General features: G+C 75.2%; 17 protein-coding genes, 1 pseudogene and 1 riboswitch. Of the genes and pseudogenes, 9 read left to right on the top strand and 9 right to left on the bottom strand.

What is annotated here, in order from left to right; translation table 11 throughout:
- Positions 1 to 90: 90 nt before the first annotated feature.
- The 4 genes from E4U92_RS02525 to E4U92_RS02510 all read left to right on the top strand — a co-directional run bounded on the left by E4U92_RS02525 (position 91) and on the right by E4U92_RS02510 (position 3,611).
- Positions 91 to 804 (top strand): glycosyltransferase family 2 protein, encoded by a 714-nt coding sequence (locus tag E4U92_RS02525; protein ID WP_137298568.1) that lies wholly within the window; start codon positions 91 to 93, stop codon positions 802 to 804.
- Entirely contained in the window at positions 801 to 1,493 is a 693-nt protein-coding gene (locus E4U92_RS02520; protein ID WP_137298567.1) for a TIGR04282 family arsenosugar biosynthesis glycosyltransferase, read from the top strand. Before E4U92_RS02525 ends, E4U92_RS02520 begins: the two co-directional genes overlap by 4 nt.
- Positions 1,494 to 1,557: 64 nt before the next feature.
- Positions 1,558 to 2,271, top strand: a complete 714-nt coding sequence (locus E4U92_RS02515; protein ID WP_137298615.1) for a class I SAM-dependent methyltransferase — start codon at positions 1,558 to 1,560, stop codon at positions 2,269 to 2,271.
- On the top strand, positions 2,268 to 3,611 hold the full coding sequence (locus E4U92_RS02510; RefSeq protein ID WP_137298566.1) for a hypothetical protein: 1,344 nt from the start codon (positions 2,268 to 2,270) through the stop codon (positions 3,609 to 3,611). The genes E4U92_RS02515 and E4U92_RS02510 overlap by 4 nt, the downstream gene beginning before the upstream one ends.
- A gap of 96 nt (positions 3,612 to 3,707) precedes the next feature.
- Here the strand turns inward: E4U92_RS02510 and E4U92_RS02505 are convergent, their stop codons facing one another.
- Positions 3,708 to 5,837: a TerD family protein gene (locus E4U92_RS02505; protein ID WP_174863655.1), complete on the bottom strand. Its 2,130-nt coding sequence runs from the start codon at positions 5,835 to 5,837 to the stop codon at positions 3,708 to 3,710.
- A gap of 291 nt (positions 5,838 to 6,128) precedes the next feature.
- Here E4U92_RS02505 and E4U92_RS02500 point away from each other — a divergent pair, with 291 nt between their 5' ends.
- Positions 6,129 to 7,787: a lysyl oxidase family protein gene (locus tag E4U92_RS02500; RefSeq protein WP_229862776.1), complete on the top strand. Its 1,659-nt coding sequence runs from the start codon at positions 6,129 to 6,131 to the stop codon at positions 7,785 to 7,787.
- A 60-nt stretch (positions 7,788 to 7,847) separates the two neighbouring features.
- On the opposite strand, the gene E4U92_RS02495 is transcribed toward E4U92_RS02500, so the two are convergent.
- The 3 genes from E4U92_RS02495 to E4U92_RS02485 form a co-directional block, all read right to left on the bottom strand.
- Complete coding sequence (locus tag E4U92_RS02495) at positions 7,848 to 9,185, bottom strand: COG1361 family protein (RefSeq protein WP_174863651.1); 1,338 nt, start codon at positions 9,183 to 9,185, stop codon at positions 7,848 to 7,850.
- A 145-nt stretch (positions 9,186 to 9,330) separates the two neighbouring features.
- On the bottom strand, positions 9,331 to 10,086 hold the full coding sequence (locus E4U92_RS37130; RefSeq protein WP_137298563.1) for a M23 family metallopeptidase: 756 nt from the start codon (positions 10,084 to 10,086) through the stop codon (positions 9,331 to 9,333).
- Between the two features lie 120 nt (positions 10,087 to 10,206).
- Positions 10,207 to 11,190: a glycoside hydrolase family 26 protein gene (locus E4U92_RS02485; protein WP_137298562.1), complete on the bottom strand. Its 984-nt coding sequence runs from the start codon at positions 11,188 to 11,190 to the stop codon at positions 10,207 to 10,209.
- A 319-nt stretch (positions 11,191 to 11,509) separates the two neighbouring features.
- Here E4U92_RS02485 and E4U92_RS02480 point away from each other — a divergent pair, with 319 nt between their 5' ends.
- The gene (locus E4U92_RS02480) at positions 11,510 to 12,244 is read left to right on the top strand and encodes a DUF4142 domain-containing protein (RefSeq protein ID WP_137298613.1); all 735 of its coding nucleotides are present in this window, start codon (positions 11,510 to 11,512) and stop codon (positions 12,242 to 12,244) included.
- 16 nt (positions 12,245 to 12,260) lie between these two features.
- On the opposite strand, the gene E4U92_RS02475 is transcribed toward E4U92_RS02480, so the two are convergent.
- A complete protein-coding gene (locus E4U92_RS02475) occupies positions 12,261 to 13,907 on the bottom strand; it encodes a glycoside hydrolase family 13 protein (RefSeq protein WP_137298561.1) in 1,647 nt (548 codons plus the stop codon).
- 80 nt (positions 13,908 to 13,987) lie between these two features.
- On the opposite strand from E4U92_RS02475, the gene E4U92_RS02470 reads away from it, so the two are divergent.
- Positions 13,988 to 14,950, top strand: a complete 963-nt coding sequence (locus tag E4U92_RS02470; RefSeq protein ID WP_137298560.1) for a nucleoside hydrolase — start codon at positions 13,988 to 13,990, stop codon at positions 14,948 to 14,950.
- Between the two features lie 20 nt (positions 14,951 to 14,970).
- Here E4U92_RS02470 and nicT read toward each other — a convergent pair whose 3' ends face one another.
- Positions 14,971 to 16,053 carry a Nickel transporter NicT gene (gene nicT, locus E4U92_RS02465; RefSeq protein WP_137298559.1) on the bottom strand — a complete coding sequence of 361 codons (1,083 nt, stop codon included), beginning with the start codon at positions 16,051 to 16,053 and terminating at the stop codon, positions 14,971 to 14,973.
- A gap of 29 nt (positions 16,054 to 16,082) precedes the next feature.
- Positions 16,083 to 16,268, bottom strand: a riboswitch (cobalamin riboswitch).
- Between the two features lie 80 nt (positions 16,269 to 16,348).
- Between nicT and E4U92_RS02460 the strand changes: the two genes are divergently transcribed.
- Entirely contained in the window at positions 16,349 to 16,705 is a 357-nt protein-coding gene (locus E4U92_RS02460; RefSeq protein WP_137298558.1) for an ArsR/SmtB family transcription factor, read from the top strand.
- A gap of 275 nt (positions 16,706 to 16,980) precedes the next feature.
- The gene (locus E4U92_RS02455) at positions 16,981 to 17,754 is read left to right on the top strand and encodes a hypothetical protein (protein ID WP_137298557.1); all 774 of its coding nucleotides are present in this window, start codon (positions 16,981 to 16,983) and stop codon (positions 17,752 to 17,754) included.
- A gap of 20 nt (positions 17,755 to 17,774) precedes the next feature.
- Here E4U92_RS02455 and E4U92_RS37125 read toward each other — a convergent pair whose 3' ends face one another.
- The 3 genes and pseudogenes from E4U92_RS37125 to E4U92_RS02445 all read right to left on the bottom strand — a co-directional run bounded on the left by E4U92_RS37125 (position 17,775) and on the right by E4U92_RS02445 (position 19,957).
- Entirely contained in the window at positions 17,775 to 18,011 is a 237-nt protein-coding gene (locus E4U92_RS37125; protein WP_308433305.1) for an ANTAR domain-containing protein, read from the bottom strand.
- A gap of 79 nt (positions 18,012 to 18,090) precedes the next feature.
- Positions 18,091 to 18,360: pseudogene (locus E4U92_RS37120) on the bottom strand (GAF domain-containing protein); the annotation flags it as partial.
- A gap of 253 nt (positions 18,361 to 18,613) precedes the next feature.
- Complete coding sequence (locus E4U92_RS02445) at positions 18,614 to 19,957, bottom strand: helix-turn-helix domain-containing protein (RefSeq protein WP_137298556.1); 1,344 nt, start codon at positions 19,955 to 19,957, stop codon at positions 18,614 to 18,616.
- Positions 19,958 to 20,037 lie beyond the last annotated feature (80 nt).

Below are 20,037 nucleotides of genomic sequence, written 5' to 3'. Positions count from 1 at the left end.
CCGGCGAGCGGCGCGGGCCCGGCGCCGACGTCCGCGTTTCGTAAGGAGCGGCCGCCCGGAATGCCCGTTTCCCGTTCGTAGGGTGAGAGCGTGACGACGACCCCACCACCGCCGCAAGGCGTCGACGTCGTGCTCCCCTGCCTGAACGAGGCCGAGGCCCTCCCCTGGGTCCTCGCCCGCGTCCCCGCAGGCTGGCGCGCGCTCGTCGTGGACAACGGCTCCACCGACGGCTCGGCGGACCTCGCCCGCGCCCTCGGCGCGACGGTCGTGCCCGAGGCCCGGCGCGGCTTCGGCGCCGCCTGCCACGCCGGGCTGAGCGCCGCGACCGCCGACGTGGTCTGCTTCTGCGACTGCGACGCCTCCCTCGACCCCGCCCTGCTCGTGCCCTTCGTCCACGAGGTGCGCTCCGGCGCGGCCGACCTGGCGCTCGGCCGGCGCCGCCCGCAGTCCCGGCGCGCCTGGCCGCCGCACGCCCGGGCCGGCAACCTCGCCCTCACCCGCCTGCTGCGCCGCCGCACCGGCCTGCGCCTGCACGACCTCGGTCCGCTGCGCGCCGCCCGCCGCGAGCCGCTGCTCGCCCTCGGCCTGACCGACCGCCGCAGCGGCTACCCCCTGCAGATGGTGGTGCGCGCCGCCGACGCGGGCTGGCGGATCACCGAGCACGACGTGCCGTACCGCCCGCGCACCGGCGCCTCCAAGGTGACCGGCACCTGGCAGGCGGTGCGGGACATGAGCGGGGTGCTCGGGGAGGCGCCGCGGCGCGTCACGGAGCCGGCGCCGGCACACCCGGCGGACCGCTCATGACGACCGCGCGGGACGCCCGCCCCGCCGGCCTCCCCGCCGCCCCCACCACCCCCCTCGCCACCCCCCTCGCCACCCTCCTGGTCATCGCCAAGGAGCCGCGTCCCGGCCGCGTCAAGACCCGCCTCACCCCGCCGTACTCGCCGCAGGAGGCCGCCGCCCTCGCCGAGGCCGCCCTCGCCGACACCCTGCGCACCGTGGCCGCCACGCCCGCCGCCCACCGTGTCCTGGTGCTCGACGGCTCCCGCGGCCCGTGGCTGCCGCCCGGCATCGACGTCGTGCCGCAGTGCGGCGGAGGGCTCGACGCCCGCCTCGCCGCCGCCTTCGCGCACCGGCCGGGACCGGCCCTGCTGATCGGCATGGACACCCCGCAGGTCACCCCCGAGCTGCTGGGCGTGGACTTCACCGGCTGCGACGCCTGGTTCGGGCCCGCCGCCGACGGCGGTTTCTGGGCGCTCGGGCTCGCCGACCCCGGCCGGGCGGAGGCCCTGCTGCGGGGCGTGCCGATGTCGACGCCGGTCACCGGCGCCGTACAGCGCGAGCGGCTGCGGGCGGCGGGACTGCGGGTGCGGGACCTGCCGTGCCTGCGGGACGTGGACACGGCGGCCGACGCGGCGGAGGTCGCCGCCCTGGCCCCGACGGGCCGCTTCGCGCGGCGACTGGCCGCGTCCGGGCCGGGGGTGCGGTCGTGAGCGGCGGCTGTACGACGAGGGAGGGGGCGGCGTGAGCGGCGGCGGCAGCGGTACGGCGACGGAGGTGGCGGCCCACGACCCGGCGACGGCACAGGCCGGCCCGGGGGTCCCGGGGGCGTGGTCCGCCTCCGACCCGTACGCCACCGCCCTGCGCACCGGACGCGGGCCGCTGTTCCTGCGCCGGGCCGACGGCTGGCTGCTGCCGCTGGACGTCGAACGCTGGTGCGCGCGGGCGAACGCGGTCGACCGGGCGGTGCTGGACCGCTGCGAGGGCGCGGTGCTGGACGTGGGCTGCGGCCCCGGCCGGCTGGTCGCGGAACTCGCGGCGCGCGGCCGTACCGTCCTCGGCATCGACGTCAGCCCGGCCGCCGTGGCCCACACCGTGCGGCTCGGCGGGCAGGCGCTGCGCCGTTCCGTGTTCGACCCGCTGCCCGCGGAGGGGCGTTGGGACACGGTGCTGCTGATGGACGGCAACCTCGGCATAGGCGGCGACCCGCGGACCCTGCTCGACCGGGTGGCCCGGCTGCTGCGCCCCGGGGGGCTGCTGATCGCCGAGACCGCGCCGGTGGACGTGGACGAGCGCACGCACGTGCACGTCGTCGGCGTCGGCGACGTACGGCAGACCGAACCGCCGTTCCCCTGGGCGCGGTTGGGGACGGCGGCCCTGCTGCGGTACGCCCGCGGCTGGGACCCGGCCGGTGTGTGGACGGCGGACGACCGCCGGTTCGCGGCCCTGCGCAGCGGGGCGGCACCGGCCGGCGGACGGAGAGCACGGTGACCGGCCGCCCGGTCCGCGCCGGGCGCCGGGACGCGTACGCCGTCGCCGCGGCCGTGCTGCTCGTCGTCGCGGCGGTGCTGGCCGGCCGGCCGATCCAGGACCGGCTGCGGGTGAACTGGCCGCCGCTGCTGGCGACCTGGGACCCGCACGTCGGCCCCGGCACCCCGGCGGCCGTGGTCCTCGCGGCGGCGGTGGTCGTCCACGGTCCCGTCCTGGCCGCGCGGCTGCGCTGGCCCGCCCTGCTCGCGGCGGTCTGGGCGACGGCGACGGCCTGGATCTTCTCGCTGGCCCTGGTGGACGGCTGGCAGCGGGGCGTGGCGGGCCGGCTCACCACGCGGAACGAGTACCTGCGTGCCGTCGGCCGCTTCGACGACATCCCGGCCGCGCTGGCCGGCTTCAGCCGGCACATCCTGCTGCACTCGCCCGACAACTGGCCCGCCCACGTCGCCGGTCACCCGCCCGGCTCGACGCTCACGTTCGTGCTCCTGGACCGGGCCGGCCTCGGGGGCGGCGGCTGGGCGGCCGCGTGGTGCGTGGTGACCGGCGCGACGGCGGGCGCGGCGGTGCTGGTGGCGGTACGGGCCCTGACCGGTGAGTCCCTGGCCCGGCGGGCGGCGCCTTTCCTGGTGCTGGCGCCCGCCGCGGTGTGGCAGGGGGTGTCGGCGGACGCGTACTTCGCGGCGGTGGCGGCGTGGGCGGTGGCCTGCCTGGCCCTGGCGGTGACCGGCGGCCCCGCGCGCCGGTCGCTGCCGTACGCCGCCCTCTCCGGCCTGCTCTTCGGCCTGACCTGCTACCTGTCGTACGGCCTGACGCTGTACGCGCTGATCGGCGCGGCCGTGGTGGTGCTGGGCGGGCGGGGCGCGCGGGCGCGTCCCGTGCCTCGGGCGGTGCTGTTCCTGGCGGGCCTGGCGGTGGTGCCCACGGCGTTCACGGTGGCCGGCTTCGACTGGTGGGAGGCGTACCGGCTGCTGGTCACCCGCTACTACGAGGGGGCGGGCGGCGTCCGCCCGTACGGCTACTGGGTGTGGGCCAACCTGGCCTGCACGGCGCTGATCACGGGCCCGGCGACGGCGGCGGGCCTGAGCCGCGGCGGTACGGCCCTGCGGCACCCGGCGCCGGGAGCCGACCGCCGGCTGGCCGTCCTGGTCGCGGCGGCGCTGGCCGCGCTGCTGGTCGCGGACCTGTCGGGCATGAGCAAGGCCGAGACGGAACGCATCTGGCTCCCGTTCGCCCTGTGGCTCCTGCCCTGCTGCGCCTTCCTCCCCCGCCCCCGGCCCTGGCTGACCGCCCAGGCGGCCCTCGCCCTCCTGCTCAACCACACCCTGCTGACGGGCTGGTGACCCGACCCGAACAGTTGTCCACACCCTGTGGACGAACCGGCGCGATCCACGGACCCGCCTCCCGGTTCCGTCCACCGGGAGGCGGGACCCGCCGGCTCAGCCCGCCGCGACCGCCGGCGCCGCGGCCGCGGACCTGCGCCCCGCGGGCCGGTCCAGGTGGACCACCACACCGTCGTGGAAACGGTGCACGGCGTCGTCGACGCTGCGGATGAAGCCGGTCTCCGCGTTGCCGCGGCTGCTGCCCATGCTCTTGAACAGGGACAGCCGGAACCCGGTGATCCGGGCGCCGTTCTTCGGCAGCAGGTCCGCCGGCTCGGGGCGCAGCCGCTCCAGGGTGCCGCGCGGCCCGCCGCCCTCGCCCTCGACCAGGGTCTCCACGTGCAGGTCGGCCGGTGCCTCGGCCAGCCGTCGCACCAGCCGCTTGGCCCAGTTGAGCGGGTAGCCCTGCTCGGGCGCCGGGACCTCGATGGAGGTGCGCAGCTTGCCGGTGCGCAGGTCCGCGGCGACGGTCAGGACGCCCGGGGCGCCCTCGATCAGCACCTCCGCGTGCAGCCTGCCGTCCCGGCACAGCTCGTCGGCCATCCGGGCCCGGCGCACCCCGGGGTCGGTGCCGCGCCGGGCGCGCCGCACCGGCAGCACCTTCTGGCCGAGCTCGCCGCCGAGGCCCAGGCAGACCTGGCGGATGAGCCGCTCCCAGCTCTCGACGACCTCCAGCGTCCGCGGGTCGCCCTGGCACAGGGTCTCGTCGTCGATGCCCTTGCGCACGGGCACCCAGGCGGCGCCCATGTTCTGGAAGCCGTGGCACCCGGAGTTCTCGTGCTGGAGGTAGTGCAGCAGCTCCTGGAGCAGCCAGGCGTGGGCGCTGTTGCCGACGCCCTCGTGGCGGATCAGCATCTGCGCCTGGTGCGCGACCTCGGCCCAGGACAGGTGCCACAGGGCCACCTTGTGCTTGCGGCGGCCGTCGGTCTTCACGTCGACCAGTGGACTGCCTTCCAGGGCCACGTCGTTGGAGAGCGTGACGACGGCCTCGTAACCGCGGCGCGCGGCGATGTCCATGTACGCCTGCACCTGTTCGGCCCGCAGGGCGTTGCCGTTGGTCTTGGTCTCGACGAGCGCCGTCCACAGCTTGCCGGCCCGCTCGACGCGCAGGACGCCGTCGGGCCGGCGCGGGGTGTCACCGTGCGGCAGGGACACCTCGGTGAACGTCTCCATCCGGCCGGCCGGGGCGCCGAAGCCCGCCGTGAGCCGCCGCCCGAACTCCGGCACCTGCGCCATCACCGACAGCAGGACCGACGTGGCCCGCGTCTCGCGGTCGCGGTCGCTCTTGAGCGCCGACACGGGGAAGAGCCGGGCCGGCCGCCAGGACTCGTTCTCCGCGAGGGACGCGCGTGCCGTCTTCGGCAGGGTCACCTTGCGCCGGGCGGTGCGGGGCCGGGCGGCCTTGCGCGGCTCGCTCCCCGCCGCGCCCTGCGGCTCGCCCCCTACGGCGTCCCGTGCCCCGCCCTGCTCCTCGGGCCGCCGGGGGGCCGGTACGGCGGGCAACGGCTCCCCGCCGGCCGGCGATTCCGCCTCGACCGTGCTCCCGGCGGTGTCCTCCACGGCGACGGGGGCGCCGGAAGCAGCACCGGCGTCAGCGCCCTCCGCGCCGTCCGCGTCGTCCGCACCGTCGGCCGCGTCGGCCGCGTCATCGGCGTCGTCGATGTCCACCCCGAAGTCCGTCGCCAGCCCCGCCAGGCCGTTGTCGTAGCCCTGGCCGACCGCGCGGAACTTCCACTCCTCGCCGCGCCGGTACAGCTCGCCGAAGATGAACGCGCTCACCGACCCCGCGTCGTCGATCGAGAACCGCAGCAGCTCCTCGCCCGACCCGTCGGCCAACGTCACCCGCAGGTCCTCGAGTTCGCCGAACCGGGCTCCCCCGTAGCGGCTCGCGGCGATGACCACCCGTTCGATCCCGGCCGGGACGGCGGTCAGGTCGAAGCCGATGCGGTCCTCGCTGCCCTCCCCCGCGGGCTGTTTGCCCAGCAGGTGCACGCTGCCGTCGGCCGCGACCGGGTGGTTGTAGAAGTAGAAGTCCGCGTCGCTGCGGACCTTGCCGCTCGCGTCGAGCAGCAGCACGGACACGTCCGCGTCGCCCTCACCGGTGGGGCTCGCCCACCCGAGGCTCACGATCACCGCGTCGACGTTGTCGCTGAGCGTCGCCAACCCCACGTTGGCGCCCTTGACCATCTCGTACACAAGCCCCCCAAGCAGCCCGACGACGAAGACGGCCCCCGCCCGCCCGCCGTACCACGCGTGTGTGACCCCGCACACACTTTCCACACGGGATCACCATAGTCGGCGCCCCCTGCTCCCGGTGGACATCCGCCCCGACAGGCAACCCCCGCCCGCCCTTCGCCCCTCTCACAGGATGTTCACAGTCGCGGTCGGGGCGCGCTGGGGTGCGTCGTTCCTGTCGGCCGGGGGTGTGGGCTGTCCAGTCCGATGCCACTGACCATGGCACTCGCAGACGAGGAACCGATGACCAGTCAGCCAGACCGCAAGGCCCTGACGTGCGCGGCGTTCGCCGCGGCGGCCGTGCTCACCGTCGTCACCGTCGCCGGGGCCGCCCCCGGTGCCGGTGCGGCGCCGGCGAGCCCGGCCGGGACACCGAAGCTCAAGCTGATCGCCGCGTCGAAGGCCGTGACCCTCGACCGGTGGGAGGGGGAACCCGGGGTCTACCTCGACCTCGGCACGTACGTCACGGTGGACGGCGCGCCGCTGGAACTGAACGTGACGCGCGCGTCGTACAAGGACCCGGTCGTCGCGCGGCAGATCCTGCGCAACGGGACGCACACCACCACCAGGACGCTGCCCGCCGGGCTCGTCAAGGACTTCTCCGGGCTGCCGGGCTTCCTGGAGGTGTCCGTGAAGAACGCGGCCGGGCAGGAGGTGACGCGGAGCAAGGGCGCCTTCTGCCCCAACAACGCCTCCGGACGCCTGCGTCCGGACGCCCCGGCCACCTCGCACTACCCGGAGAGCTGCTCCACCAACCCGTTCACCCTCGGCTCCGTATGGGGCGTCGAGAAGGGCTGGGCGGCCAACTCCAGCACCGTCGACTACGACAAGCCGGTCGACCTGCCCGTCGGCGAGTACACCGCCACGGTGTCGGTCGCCAAGAAGTACCGCGACCTGTTCGGCATCCCGGACGACCGCCCGACGATCAGGGTGACCGTCCGCCAGACCGGTGGCGGCACGTCGGCCCTGTCCGGCCCGCACGCCCAGCACTCCCGGCCCAGCGCGGGCGCGGGTCACGCAGCCCACCACTTCGGGCCGCGCGGCGCCGACGCCCCCACCCCGGGCGCCCTGTCGCACGCCCTGGAGGCCCGCGGGCTCGCCCACCACGTCGGCGACGGGCTCGGCCACACCGACGGCTCACGTGTCGCCCCGGCCCTGGAAGCCGCCGGCCGGCGGCCCACCGGCCGCGCGGGCGTCCCCGCGAACGTGCCCAAGCCGGACCTGCGTTCGCTGCCGGCCTGGGACATCGCGGTCACCGACGGCGAGGACGGCGACGTACCCGGCAAGGACTACCTGGCGTTCAGCGCCAACGTCTGGAACGCGGGCCCCGCCCCGCTCGTCGTGGACGGCTTCCGCAAGCCGGGCGCCGACCTGATGGACGCCTACCAGTACTTCTACGACGCCCACGGCAAGCAGGTCGGCTACGCGCCCACCGGCACCATGGAGTGGGACCCGCGCATCGGCCACGAGCACTGGCACTTCACGGACTTCGCCAGCTACCGGCTGCTCAGCGCCGACCGCACCCGCCAGGTGCGCAGCGGCAAGGAGGCGTTCTGCCTCGCAAACACCGACGCCATCGACTACACGGTGCGCAACGCCAACTGGCACCCGTACAACACGGACCTGTCGACCGCGTGCGGCCAGCAGAACTCCATCTCCGTGCGCGAGGTGCTCGACGTCGGCTCCGGTGACACCTACACCCAGTACCGTCCCGGCCAGTCCTTCGACATCACGGACCTGCCGAACGGCACGTACTACATCGAGGTCAAGGCCAACCCGGCCCACCGCCTCCAGGAGACGGACCTGAAGAACAACGTCTCCCTGCGCAAGGTGGTCCTGGGCGGCACGCCCGGCGCCCGCACGGTGCAGGTCCCGCCGTACGACCTCATCGACGCCCCGTAGGAGGAGCGGGGTGGGGGCGGGTCCGTCGCGGCCCGCCCCCGCCCGGCTCCGACGGGCGTGTCAGGCGCTCGGGTTCACGACCACCCGGGCGGTGTTGTTGGCCGCCTTCGGGTCGAACTCGAACGGGGTGGAGGCGCCGCGCTCCGGGTGGGCGACGACCGTGCCGGTCGCGTTCGGGACGACCCGGTCGACGCGCAGCTTGAACGTGTAGTCGGCCTTCAGGCCCGGGTAGGCCGCGGACGGCAGGTAGCAGGTGTAGCGGGCGGCGCCCGCCGACTGCGGCTGGCACAGGTCGGGCACGCCGACCGCGGTCGTCCCCTCGGGGACGGTGAAGTCGACGAGCGCGGGCGCGTCCCCGGAGAACACGTGGGCGACCCAGGCCGGTCCGCGGTTGACGAAGCGGAACGTGGCGTCGACGGTCGTGCCGGCCGCCGCGCGCACCTCTGTGCCGCGCACCCGGAAGTCGGCGGTGTTGTCGGCCTGGACGCTCCACGCGCGGTAGTTGTCCGCACCGGACAGGTCGGTGGCCCCGCCGCCCGGCTCGACCTCGATGTCGAAACGGTCGTACAGCGCGGCCTTGTTCACGGCGAGCCGGACCTGTCCGGGAAGCTGCACGGTCGCGCCCGGCGCGACGTCGGTGTCGAACGTGCAGTCCACCTCCTTCATGTACCAGCCCTCGACCGGGTCCTTGGCCGCGCACTGCGGGAACTGCGTGAGCAGGTCCAGGCCGTACGACGTCGACATGCGCACGGTGAAGCCGTGGGCGGTCTCGTTGCCGGTGTTGGTGACGGCGAACGGCGCGGTGAGCGTGGTGCCCGGGGTGGCGTGGGTGACGTCCTGCGGGGCGGGGACGCCCAGGTCGGGACCCGAGCCGAGGGTCACGAACGTCTCCGCGCTGCCCTCCGGGGCGGTGAGCGTGCCGTCGGGGCCGCCGGTCGCGGTGGCCGCGTACGCGAGGGTGCCCTGGGCACCCGCGGCGGCGCCGGGCGCGCCCCGCAGCTTCAGCTCCACCTGGGGGCCGGGCCGGGTGGGCACGTCACCGGTGTCGCACACGGCGACCGTGCCGGCGGCGTCGGGCGTGCAGGCGGCGGGCCACTCGACCTCGGCGACCCCGGCCAGGCCGGAGACGTCGACGGTCAGCCGGCCGTCGGTCACGGTGAAGTTGCTGTTGTCGTGGTAGAGGCCGAGGGCCAGCGAACGGTACGGGGCGGTGCCGCCGTCCGGGGCGACGAGGACCGCCTGCTCGTACGGCGCCTGGATCCAGAGCTGGTCGCTCTGCGCCTCGTCGGCGACGGCGACCCCGCCGAGCCCGGTGACGAGCCCGGTGACGACGAGCGCCCCGACGGCCGAGGCGCACACCCCGCGGCGCAGCAGGCGCCCGACGGAGACAGAACTCATGACTTCCCCCAGGGGACAGAACGGAAGGGACCCCGGTGCGCCGACCCGCACCGGGCGGCAGTTGGACGATCCGCCGGGAGGGATGGTTGTAGGTCCCTTACCGTCTTTTTTGATCTTCCATTGGGGGCGGGGAAGCCGGGGCGGATCACTGCTCGGGGTGCACGCCCTTGCGGGCGAGCCACGGCAGGGGCGGCACCGCCGATCCGATGTACGGGGTGATGCGGACCTCGAAGTGCAGGTGCGGGCCGGTGACGTTGCCGGTGGCGCCGGACAGGCCGAGGAGCTGGCCGGCGCGCACCTTCTGGCCCTTGCGGACGTCGATGCGCGACAGGTGGGCGTACTGGGTGAAGTAGCCGTCGCGGTGCCGGACGATCACCTGGTTGCCGAAGCCGTCGCCGCAGGTGGTGACGCGGACCGTGCCGGGGCCGACCGCGCGCACGGGGGTGCCGGAGCCGACCGCGAAGTCCTGCCCGGTGTGCCGGTGCTTCCAGTGCCGTCCGCGCTCGGCGTACCCGGCGGTGAGCCGGTAGCCCGTGGTGGGCGCGGCCCAGGCGTCGTCCTCGCCGGCGTCCGGGGGCGGGGTGCTGCGCCGGCCGAGGGGGCAGTGCCCGGCCCGCCCGGCGGGGTCGACGGCCACCGGGTCCCCGAGGCCGCGCTCCACCGCCCACAGCAGGTCCCACAGGCGGCTGCGGACGTCCATCCGGTGCCGTTCGGCGTCGCGCACCTCGCCGGGCGGGGCGTCGGCCTCCCGCAGGTCCTCGACGCGGGCGCGGGCCTCCTCGTGGGCGCGGACGTCGCGGGCGACCAGCCCTGCGGTGTGCCCGGCGGGGGCCGCCGCCGCGGGGAAGGCGGCGAGCGCCACGAGCAGGAGGGTCAGGGGGGCGCGGAGTACTCGTCGCATTGTCGGATCTTCCGGCCGGGCGGGGGCGCGGGGCGGTACGGCGGTCCGTACGCGCCGCGGGGTTCCTCCGATCGGCCGAGGGCGGGGACGGGCGGGGGCGCGCAGCGGCGGGCGGGGCGCTCAGGGCGCCGTCGCCGTGCGCAGCAGCTCGCGGTAGGCGGCGGACGAGCGCGGGTTGTCCGGGCAGCGCCAGACGCCGTGCGGGCAGTAGTCGGTGATGGTCTGGTACAGGGGCCGCTGGGCGGTCATCCACAGCAGCATGCCGCGCACGTACGCCGGGTCGTCGCCGTTCTCGAACAGGCCCCACTCCGGGTACGCGATCGGCTTGCCGTGCGCGCGGGCGAACCGGACGTGGTCCCACAGGCCGTACGGCTCGCGGAGCTGCTCCGCGAACGACAGGCCGCGGGGGGCGTCGTAGGCGTCCATGCCGATGATGTCGACGTGGGAGTCGCCGGGGTAGCAGCGCGGCCAGGGGACGGCGTCGCGGCCGCGGGTGGGGGTGAACTCGAAGCGGAAGCGCTGGCCGGGTACCGAGCGCATGGCGTCGACGATCCGCCGCCAGTACGCCTTCCAGGCGGCCGGGTCCGGGGCACAGCGGTGGGTGTAGGTCACACCGTTCATCTCCCAGCCGAGGACCAGCACGGTGTCGGCGAGGCCGAGGCCCACGAGCCGGCGGGCGAGGGCGCGGAAGTGCCCGTCGTACGCCCCGCGCGCGCCCGTGCGCAGCTCGGTGCGGACGGTGGTGTCGGGGAGGTGGTCCTCGGTGCGTTCCAGCAGCGGCACGTTCAGCACGAACAGCCGGTCCCGCCGTGCCGCGCGCCACCGGGCCCACGGCTCCAGGTCGGCGGACGCGCCCTCGATGGCGGGCCACTGGTCGCCGGGCAGGTAGGCCCGCCCGACCCGCGGGGCGGCCGCCCCCGTCCACGCACCGAACCCCGAGGTCCGCCGCGCTCCGTCGCCCCCGTACCCGAGATAGGCGCCGAAGGCGGGCGGGGCGCCGGAGCCCGGGGCGGGAGGCGGCGGCCCGGGCTCCGGCGCCCCGCAGGACAGGACCCCGACGAGCAGCAGCAGGCACAGGGCGACAAGAGGAAGAGGACCGCGCACGCGTGCTCAACGCCCCGCCCGCCCCCCACGGCACGGCGCCGCTCAGGCCATCCAGAAGAAGACGGCGGTCATGCGCTTGTCCTCCAGGGTGGTGCCGCAGTAACCGGTCGCGGGCCACGCCCCGAACCCAGGACCGCCCACCCCCCCGACTCGTTCAGGTCAACGCCTCGGCCTGGGTGCTTTCGTGCCACCGCCGGCAGAAAACTGCGGATCGGGTCGAGACGACTCGGGCTCCGCTGCGTATCTGTGGGTGTCCGATGAACCCGGCCGGGCAGGAGGCACGGTGCGACTTTCGCGTAACACCCTGGGGACTCTTTTCGTGGGGGGAGCCCTGAGCGTCACCCTCGTCGCACTGGCCTATCCGTCGATGCTCGGGATCACCACCGTGTCCAGCGCGCCGGACCGGGTCATCGCCACCACCCAGTGGGGGCCCCTGACCGAGTCCGACCGGGACTTCGTGGTGAAGGTGCGGGCGGCCGGGCTGTGGGAGTACCCGGTGGGGCAGATGGGTGTGCAGAAGGGCACCAGCAAGGGCGTCATCACGGCCAGCCAGCACCTGATCGACGGGCACTCGGCGCTGGACACCACCTGCCGCAAGATCGCGCCGATGCTGAACATCACTCTGCCCAACATCGCCAGCCCCCAGCAGGTCGGCTTCGTCAACCAGCTCGCCTCCGACGCCAAGGGCCAGCAGTTCGACAAGGACTTCGCCAACATCCTGCGGATGACGCACGGTTCGATCTTCAACACCGTCGCGAAGATCCGCTCCACCACCAAGAACTCCCTGGTCCGCGCGCTCGCCGACCAGGCCAACGACACGGTCCTGGACCACATCACGGTGATGGAGCAGACCGGTCTGGTCGACTTCGACCAGACCCTCTTCCAGCAGACCACCCCGCCCAAGCTGCCCAAGTCCGACCTGACCCCGCCGCCCCCGGCCGCCGGTCAGCCCCCCGTCGTGCTCACCCCGCCGCCGACCGCCACGTCCACCCCGGTGGACATCGACCGCCTCGCCGGCGGCGCCGCGCCGGCCCCCGCCCCCACGGTGGGGTGAGCAAGGGCGCCACGGCCTACGCGAGCCAGACCGTGGTGTCCGGCGGCAGGACGCCCTCGTCGTCCAGCGGGGTGCTGGCCAGCAGCACCTCGCCCGCGGGCAGCCGTACGGCGTCGGCGCCGAGGTTGGTCACGCACCGCCAGCCGTCACCGCGCGCGAAGGACAGCACCGCGTCCGGCGCGTCCGGCGCCCAGGTCAGTTCCTCGCCCTGCAGCAGCTTGCGCCGCAGCCGCAGCGCCCTGCGGTACAGCTCCAGGGTCGAGCCCTCCACCCCGTCCTGGGCCTGGACGGCGTACGCCGCGAAGGACGACGGCTGCGGCAGCCACGCCCCGCCCGCGCCGAAGCCGTACGACGGGCCGTCCGTCGTCCACGGCAGCGGCACCCGGCAGCCGTCGCGGCCCTTGCGCACGTGTCCGGTCTGCTCCCACACCGGGTCCTGGAGCACCTCCACCGGCAGGTCGGCGACCTCGGGCAGGCCCAGTTCCTCGCCCTGGTAGAGGTACGCGGAGCCGGGCAGCGCCAGCATCAGCAGGGTCGCCGCCCGCGCCCGCCGCAGCCCGGCCCCCGGATCGACGCGCGGGGCGTGGCCGCCGGACAGCAGCCAGGTGTTCTCGTCGGTGCCGGGCGGCAGCATCAGCCGGGACGCGTGCCGTACGACGTCGTGGTTGGACAGCACCCAGGTGGCCGACGCCCCCGCCTCGCGCGCGCTGCGCAGCGACCCGGTGATGACCGCGCGCAGCGCCTCGGCGTCCCACGGGGCCTGCAGGTACTCGAAGTTGAACGCCTGGCCCAGTTCGTCCGGGCGGGCGTACAGCGCGCGCCGCTCGACGGGCACCCACGCCTCCGCGACCGCGGTGCGCGGGGGGTCGTAGGAGTCGAGGACGCGGCGCCAGTCGCGGTAGACGGCGTGCACCTCGTCCCGGTCCCAGTAGGGGTGGCTGCCGGGCGGGACCAGGGGCAGGGCCTCCTCGCCGGTCGCGGGCAGCGTGCCGAGGTCGCGCAGCGGCTCGGCGAGGTCCTTCACGAGCGCGTGCGCCACGTCGACGCGGAAGCCGTCCACGCCCCGGTCCGACCAGAACCGCAGCGTGGTGCGGGCGTCCTCGCGGACCTCCTCGTTCGACCAGTCGAGGTCGGGCTGTTCGGCGGCGAACAGGTGCAGGTACCACTGGCCGTCCGGCACCCGCTGCCAGGCGCTGCCGCCGAACACGGACTGCCAGTCGCTGGGCGGGAGTTCGCCGTGCGCGCCGCGCCCGTCGCGGAACACGTACCGCGCGCGGGCCGCCGAGCCGGGGCCCGCGGCCAGGGCCTCCTGGAACCAGGCGTGGCGGTGCGAGGTGTGGTTGGGGACCAGGTCGACGACGACCTTCAGGCCGAGCCGGTGCGCCTCGGCGGTGAGCGCGTCGAAGTCGTCGAGGCTGCCCAGGCGCGGGTCGACGTCCCGGTGGTCGATGACGTCGTAGCCGCCGTCGGCGAGCTCGGAGGGGTAGAAGGGGCTGAGCCACAGCGCGTCCACGCCGAGCGCGGCGAGGTGGGCCAGGCGTTCGGTGACGCCCCGCAGGTCGCCCAGGCCGTCCCCGTCGGCGTCGGCGAAGCTGCGCGGGTACACCTGGTAGACGACGGACTGTCGCCACCAGTCGGGGTTCCTCGTGGAGAGATCGGTCACGAGGAAAGGGTGTCCAGCTTGCCGGGAAAGTGAACCCCCCGGCGCCTACCCTCGGAGGTGAGCCGGAGGAGCGTGGTGACATGGCTGGTGCGGAGACCGTTCCGGTGGTGATCGACTGTGACACGGGGGTCGACGACGCCTTGGCGCTGCTGTTCGCCGTCCGGCACCCGGGGCTGGACCTGCGGGCGGTGACCTGTGTCGCCGGGAACACCGACGTCGACGGCGTCGTGCGCAACACCCTGACCGTGCTGGAGCAGGCCGGTGCCCCGCAGGTCCCCGTCGCGCGGGGTGCCGAGCGGCCGCTGATCGAGCCGGTGCGGGTGGCCCGGCACGTGCACGGCAGCGACGGCATGGGCGACCTGGGCCTGCCCGCGCCGACCCGCCGGGCGGCCGACACGGACGCGGTGACGCTGCTGCGCCACGCCATCCTGTCCAGCCCCCGCCCGGTCACCCTCGTCCCCACGGCGCCGCTGACGAACATCGCGCTGCTGCTGCGCACCCACCCCGAGGTGGTCCGCAACATCGGGCGGATCGTCTTCATGGGCGGCGCGGTGGCCACCGGGAACGCCACGCCCGTCGCCGAGTTCAACGTCTGGCACGACCCGGAGGCGGCCGCGGTCCTGCTCACGGCCGGGGTGCCGATCACGATGTACGGCCTGGACGTGTTCACCCGGGTCGTGGTGCCCGGCGCGGACGTACGGCGGCTGCGCGCGAGTGCGGAACCCGGTGCCCGCCTGGCCGGCGACCTGCTCGCCCACCGCCCGGCCTCCCCCGCCGCGGAGGACGACGCGGGCGGCCTGGGCGACGCGGGCGCGGTCTGCGCGGTCGCCGACCCGCAGGGCATCACCACCCGGCTGCTCCCGGTGGAGGTCTCCCTGGCCCCCGGTCCGACCCGCGGCCAGACGGTCGTGGACCGCCGCCCCCGCCCCGGCGAGTCCGAGATCCACGGCGCGTCGCGCACCCCCGCCCTGGTGGACGTGGCCCTGGACGTCGACGTGGACCGCTACGTGAAGCTGTACCTGGCGACGGTGGAGGGCCCGTAGCGCCGCTCGGGGCTCGGCGCTCAGGCCGTGTCCGCCGGGCGCGGCGTCCAGCGCTGTTCGACCTTGGCGAGCTTCCAGTACGCCACCGCCGCCGCCCACACGACGACGAACAGGCCCGCGATGAGGTAGCCGACGTGGTCGAGGTCGATGTCGGCGATCCAGGTGGTGACCGCGTCGGTCAGGTCGAGCTTCTCGTGCAGGACGCCGACCAGTTCGATGGTGCCGATGACGAAGGCGACCGCGATGGACAGCCCGGTGATGGTGAGGTTGTAGAACACCTTGCGCACCGGGTTGGAGAAGGCCCACTGGTAGGCGAAGTTCATGAACGTGCCGTCGAGCGTGTCGAACAGGCTCATCCCGGCCGCGAACAGCAGCGGCAGGCACAGCACCGCGTACCAGGGCAGCCCCGCCGCCGCGCCCGAGCCGGCCATCACCATCAGGGTGATCTCGGTGGCCGTGTCGAAGCCCAGGCCGAAGACGAAGCCGAGCGGGAACATCTGGCCGGGGCGGCTGATGGACCTGGTCAGGCGGCCGAGGATGCGGTTCATGAACCCCCGCGAGTCCAGGTGCTGTTCGAGCTCGCGCTCGTCGTACTCGCCGCCCCGCATCGCCCGGAACACCTTCACGATGCCCAGCAGGGCCACCAGGTTGAGCGCGGCGATCAGGTAGAGGAACGTCCCCGAGACGGTCGTGCCGACGACGCCGAGCACCTGGTGGGTGCGCGAGTCGTCGTTCATCAGGACGCCCGCGAGCGCGGCGCCGCCGGCGACCAGGGCGGCCATCAGCACCACCACGCTGGAGTGGCCGAGCGCGAACCAGAAGCCCACCGACACCGGCCGCTTGCCGTCCGCCATCAGCTTGCGCGTGGTGTTGTCGATCGCGGCGATGTGGTCGGCGTCGAAGGCGTGCCGCATGCCGAGCGTGTACGCGGTGATGCCCAGGCCGATCCCGAACGCCTTGTCACCGACCTCGTAATGGGCGGGGACGACCAGCAGGAAGAGGATTCCGAACGCCACCACGTGCAGGGCGGCGATCACCGCCATCAGCCCCGCGGTCCGGACGGTGTCCTCGCGTCGCCAGCGGAAGGAGACGGCATCGGTCATGCGTTTCACGCTCCAGCACCTCGTGGATCACTTCGTGAGCTGCCGTGGCCGGTCTCCTGGCTTACGGGGCTGGTATGTCCGCCGTTCCTGCCTTCCCGGTCGTACGACCAGTGGCCCGGCGGGTGCCGGACGGAACGGGGACTCCCCGGTCACAGTGGCGAGGGCCGCGCCGGTTTCCCACCGGCTTCCCGAGCACCACGGCCCGCCCACCGTAGGGGGCCGTGCCGTCCGCTGCATAGCTGCACAGCTACGCAGGTATGCAAGATCACATACGGGCGCCTGCGAGGATGCCCCCATGCATCTCGTACCGGCCGACCGTGCCGACCGCCGCACCATCGACGGTCACCGGGTGTGCGACGCCATCGCCGCGATCGGTGACGCCGGTCGTGTCCGCGCCTGGGCCGACCGCTTCGCCCTGCTCGCCGACCCCAAACGGCTGGCGCTGCTGCTCGCCCTGCACCGGACGGGCCCGCTGGCGGTGTCCGACCTCGCCGTCGCCACCGGCATGAACGACCCGGCCGTGTCCCAGGCGTTGCGCCTGCTGCGGGCGGCGGGCGTGGTGGCCGGCGAGAAGGAGGGCCGCGTGGTGCGCTACCGGGTGGTGGACGCGGACGTCGCGGGCCTGTTGGGTCACTGCGCGGCGGACGGCTGACCCGGCGCGTGGCCGAGCCGGTGGGCGGCTGAGCGGACGGGCGGTTGAACAGGCGGGTGGCTGAGCCGGCGGGTGGCTGAGCGGGCGGCGGGCCGCGGTCCGGCACCCGCTCGCAGCAACCTCCGTCACCCGTACGGGCCCGCGCGCTGGTCGGGTGGTGCGGGTGGTGGTGCCGTGAGGGAGACATCCCCCCGGGACGTCCCGGCATGTCCCGCAGGTCCCGCGCACCGCCCCCGGCCCGCACCCCCGCGGCCCGCCCGCCCAGGAGGCACCCGATGACCGTCGCTCCCGCCCGTGTCCTCCTGCTCGCCGTCGGACTGCTCGGCGTCACCGGCTGCGCGAGCCTCGGGCTGGAGCATCCGCCGACCGCGCCCCGGTCCCTGCCGACGATCGCCTCCCCGTCGCCGGCGGCCTCGCCCAAGGCGCGGGCGGCGGGCCCCGGTACGGCGCTCACCGAGGCGCAGGCGCAGGCCGCGCTCCTCACCGAGACCGACCTGGGCGCGCCCTGGTCCGCGACGCGCGGCGCGGCCACGTGGCGGGACGGCCTGCTGAAGGCGACCGCGGCCGGTCCGTGCCAGCGCCTGCTGGACGTGCTCTACACCGACGAGCTCCTCGGCGGCACGCCTCGCGCGGCCGTCGGCCTGGACGACGCCGACACCGGCGCGCAGCTCCGCTACCAGATCGGCGGCAGCAGCCCGCAGGACGCGGACCGGGCGCTGGCCTGGCTGGCGACGATGCCGCGCGACTGCGCCCGGTTCTCGGCCCGCGCCGGGCGGGACGTCACCGAGGACGTGCAGGTCTTCGACGCACCGCTGCCGGAGGTCGGGGACGTGCGCCAGGGCCTGCGCGTGGTCCTCACCGCGCAGCCGCCGACCGGCGAGCCGACCGTGCTCACCCTGGACGTGGCCGCTGTGCGCGTCGGCGAGGACTCCTTCGCCCTCACCAACGGCGGTCTGGGCGACGTGGCGAACGAGGCCACCCAGGCCGCGGTCCAGGTCGGCGCGCTGCGCCTGGCGGACGTGCGCAAGCAGGGCCGGGCCCAGGTCTGACGCGACCGCGTCACAGCGGGTCAGCCCGCGTCGAAGCCCTGCCGTCGGCCCACCAGGTCGTGGGCCGCGTCCATGAGCGTGCGGCCCTGGGCGAAGGCGCGGGCGCGCAGCCGGGCCAGGGCCTCGTCGGCGGCGACGCCGAGCTGGGCCATCACCATGCCGACGGCCTGGTGGACCTCGTCGTGGTGGGCGATCATCCCGTGCAGCCAGGTGTCCCCGTCGCGGCGCCCGCTGTCCGCGTCCCGCGACAGGGCCATGAGCGCCCGGGTGATCTCGTCCCGCCACGGTGCGCGCCGCGTCGAGGTCGGCGACGTCGAGGTCGCCGGGGGCCTCCCGGTACAGGTCGAGCGTGCCGACGCACACGGTCCTGTGGCCCAGCGGCAGCGCGTACACGGCGCGGATGCCGGCGGCGGCGGCCTGCTGGGCGTACACCGGCCAGCGCAGCGCGTCGCGGGCCGTGAGGTCACTGGCGAACACCGGGTCGCCGGTCGCCGCGGCGGTGAGGCAGGGCCCGTCGCCGAGGGTGGCCTGCACCTCCATGAGGTACTCCACGCGCGGGCTGCTCGCGCTGAGCGGTACGGCCATTCCGTCGGCGGTCAGCGACACGCTCGCGCCGGTCACCGGCAGCAGCCGCACCGCCGCGTGGCACAGCCGTCCGGGCGTCTCGGCCGGGTTGGCCCCGCGGACCTCCTCCGCGAGCACCTGCGCGACCCGGTCCTGATCGGACACGCCCCTCACCTCCGCCCGCGGCCGGCGTTCGGTCCGCCGCCGGGTACCCGTGCGGTTCCCGGGGGAAACGACCGGGTCGCGCGCTGCGGTGGGGCCGCGGGTCAGGGGGCGGCGGGGTCGCCGCGGGGGGTCACAGGGGCGGCTGGGCGGGGGCCGGGCCGAGGGTGGTGGTGCCCGGGGCGGTGCGGTGGCCCAGGCCCGTGCGGTAGGCGTCGAGGGCGGCCTCGGTGCGGCCGGTGCGGCGCAGCAGGTCGCCGAGGAGCCGGCACAGGTCGGCGAGGTCGCCGGCGGCGCCGGCCCGCTCCAGCAGGCTGAGGGCGCGGACGTAGTGCTCCTCGGCGGCGTCGGTGTCGCGGGCGTCCTCGGCGATGATGCCGAGCAGGCGGTGCGCGGCGGCGGAGTGGACGGCGCCGCGCTCGGAGGACAGGTCCCCGAGGACCCGGTGCAGCAGGGCGGCGGCCTCGTCGGACCGGCCGCGCCGGTGCAGCACGTCGGCGAGTTCGACGGCGACCTGGCTGCTGTAGAGGGTGGCGCGCTGGGCGTCGAGCATGCTCTGCGCCTGGCGCAACTCGTCCTCGGCACGGTCCAGTTCGCCGTTCTGGGCGCACACGTAGCCGCGCATCCAGTGGCAGTTGGCGAGTTCGGTGCGGAGCTGGAGCTGGCGGTACAGCTCGCTCGCCTTGGCCAGGGAGGCGTCGGCCTCGGCGATGCGGCCCTCGGCGAGGAGGGTGCGGGCGACGGAGCGGTGCATCCGGGCGACGAGGGCGGGGTCGCCGACCTGCGGGGCCAGGGCGAGCGCGAGCTCGGCGGCCTGGGCGGCGCGGGCGTGGGCGCCCATGTCCATGTACGGGCCGATGGCGGAGGCGTACAGCAGGAGCAGGGCGTCGGGGTCGTGCAGGCCGCCGCGGTTGAGTTCGTCGAGGGTGGACTCCAGCAGGTAGACGGCGTAGCGGAGTTCACCGGCCAGGTAGTGGGTGACGGCGCGGCCGCGCAGGGCGGGGACGCGGGCGGTCAGCGGCGCGTCGGCCAGGCGGGCCTCGGCGCGCTCGAAGTGGGCGCGGGCGGTGGTGAGGTCGCCGGTGTCGATGCCGCACTCACCGAGGCCGAGCAGGGCGGTGGCCTGTTCCTCGACGAGCGCGTGCCGCTCGGCCTCGGCGAGCAGGGCGGCGTACTGGCGGGCGGCGTCCTCGGCGGCGCCGGTGGCCAGGGCGCGCTGGGCCTCGGTGAGCCGCAGGCGCAGGTCGGTGCCGAGGTGGGCGGGGCGGCCGGTGGCCAGTTCCTCGAAGTCGACGCCGAGCCGGCCGGCGATGTGCCGCAGGGCGTCGTCGGAGGGCCGCACGCGGCCGGCCTCCAGGGTGGAGACGTAGGCGGGGGTGTAGGTGGGCTCGGCCAGCTGCCGCTGGGTGAGACCCCGGTCCACGCGCAGCTTCTGCACGCGGCGGCCGATCACGCCGGGTTCGTCCCGCTCGGCCATGTCCCGCTCCCCAACTCGGTTGGACGCCCTTGCCGTTGGGGTCGGACTGCCCCTAGGTTAAACGACGACTTAACCATGCT

Origin of the sequence: Streptomyces galbus, from assembly GCF_005280195.1 — a bacterium.
Taxonomy (GTDB): domain Bacteria; phylum Actinomycetota; class Actinomycetes; order Streptomycetales; family Streptomycetaceae; genus Streptomyces; species Streptomyces galbus.
This window is presented reverse-complemented; position numbering and strand designations above follow the sequence as displayed.

What these genes read in the sequence shown, in the direction of transcription:
- E4U92_RS02445 (WP_137298556.1), bottom strand. Translation starts at nt 19,957, where the DNA reads ATGGCCGAGCGGGACGAACCCGGCGTGATCGGCCGCCGCGTGCAGAAG.
- E4U92_RS02500 (WP_229862776.1), top strand. Translation starts at nt 6,129, where the DNA reads ATGACCAGTCAGCCAGACCGCAAGGCCCTGACGTGCGCGGCGTTCGCC.
- E4U92_RS02495 (WP_174863651.1), bottom strand. Translation starts at nt 9,185, where the DNA reads ATGAGTTCTGTCTCCGTCGGGCGCCTGCTGCGCCGCGGGGTGTGCGCC.
- E4U92_RS02455 (WP_137298557.1), top strand. Translation starts at nt 16,981, where the DNA reads ATGACCGTCGCTCCCGCCCGTGTCCTCCTGCTCGCCGTCGGACTGCTC.
- E4U92_RS02470 (WP_137298560.1), top strand. Translation starts at nt 13,988, where the DNA reads ATGGCTGGTGCGGAGACCGTTCCGGTGGTGATCGACTGTGACACGGGG.
- E4U92_RS37125 (WP_308433305.1), bottom strand. Translation starts at nt 18,011, where the DNA reads ATGGCCCTGTCGCGGGACGCGGACAGCGGGCGCCGCGACGGGGACACC.
- E4U92_RS02505 (WP_174863655.1), bottom strand. Translation starts at nt 5,837, where the DNA reads ATGGTCAAGGGCGCCAACGTGGGGTTGGCGACGCTCAGCGACAACGTC.
- E4U92_RS02520 (WP_137298567.1), top strand. Translation starts at nt 801, where the DNA reads ATGACGACCGCGCGGGACGCCCGCCCCGCCGGCCTCCCCGCCGCCCCC.
- nicT (WP_137298559.1), bottom strand. Translation starts at nt 16,053, where the DNA reads ATGACCGATGCCGTCTCCTTCCGCTGGCGACGCGAGGACACCGTCCGG.
- E4U92_RS37130 (WP_137298563.1), bottom strand. Translation starts at nt 10,086, where the DNA reads ATGCGACGAGTACTCCGCGCCCCCCTGACCCTCCTGCTCGTGGCGCTC.
- E4U92_RS02460 (WP_137298558.1), top strand. Translation starts at nt 16,349, where the DNA reads ATGCATCTCGTACCGGCCGACCGTGCCGACCGCCGCACCATCGACGGT.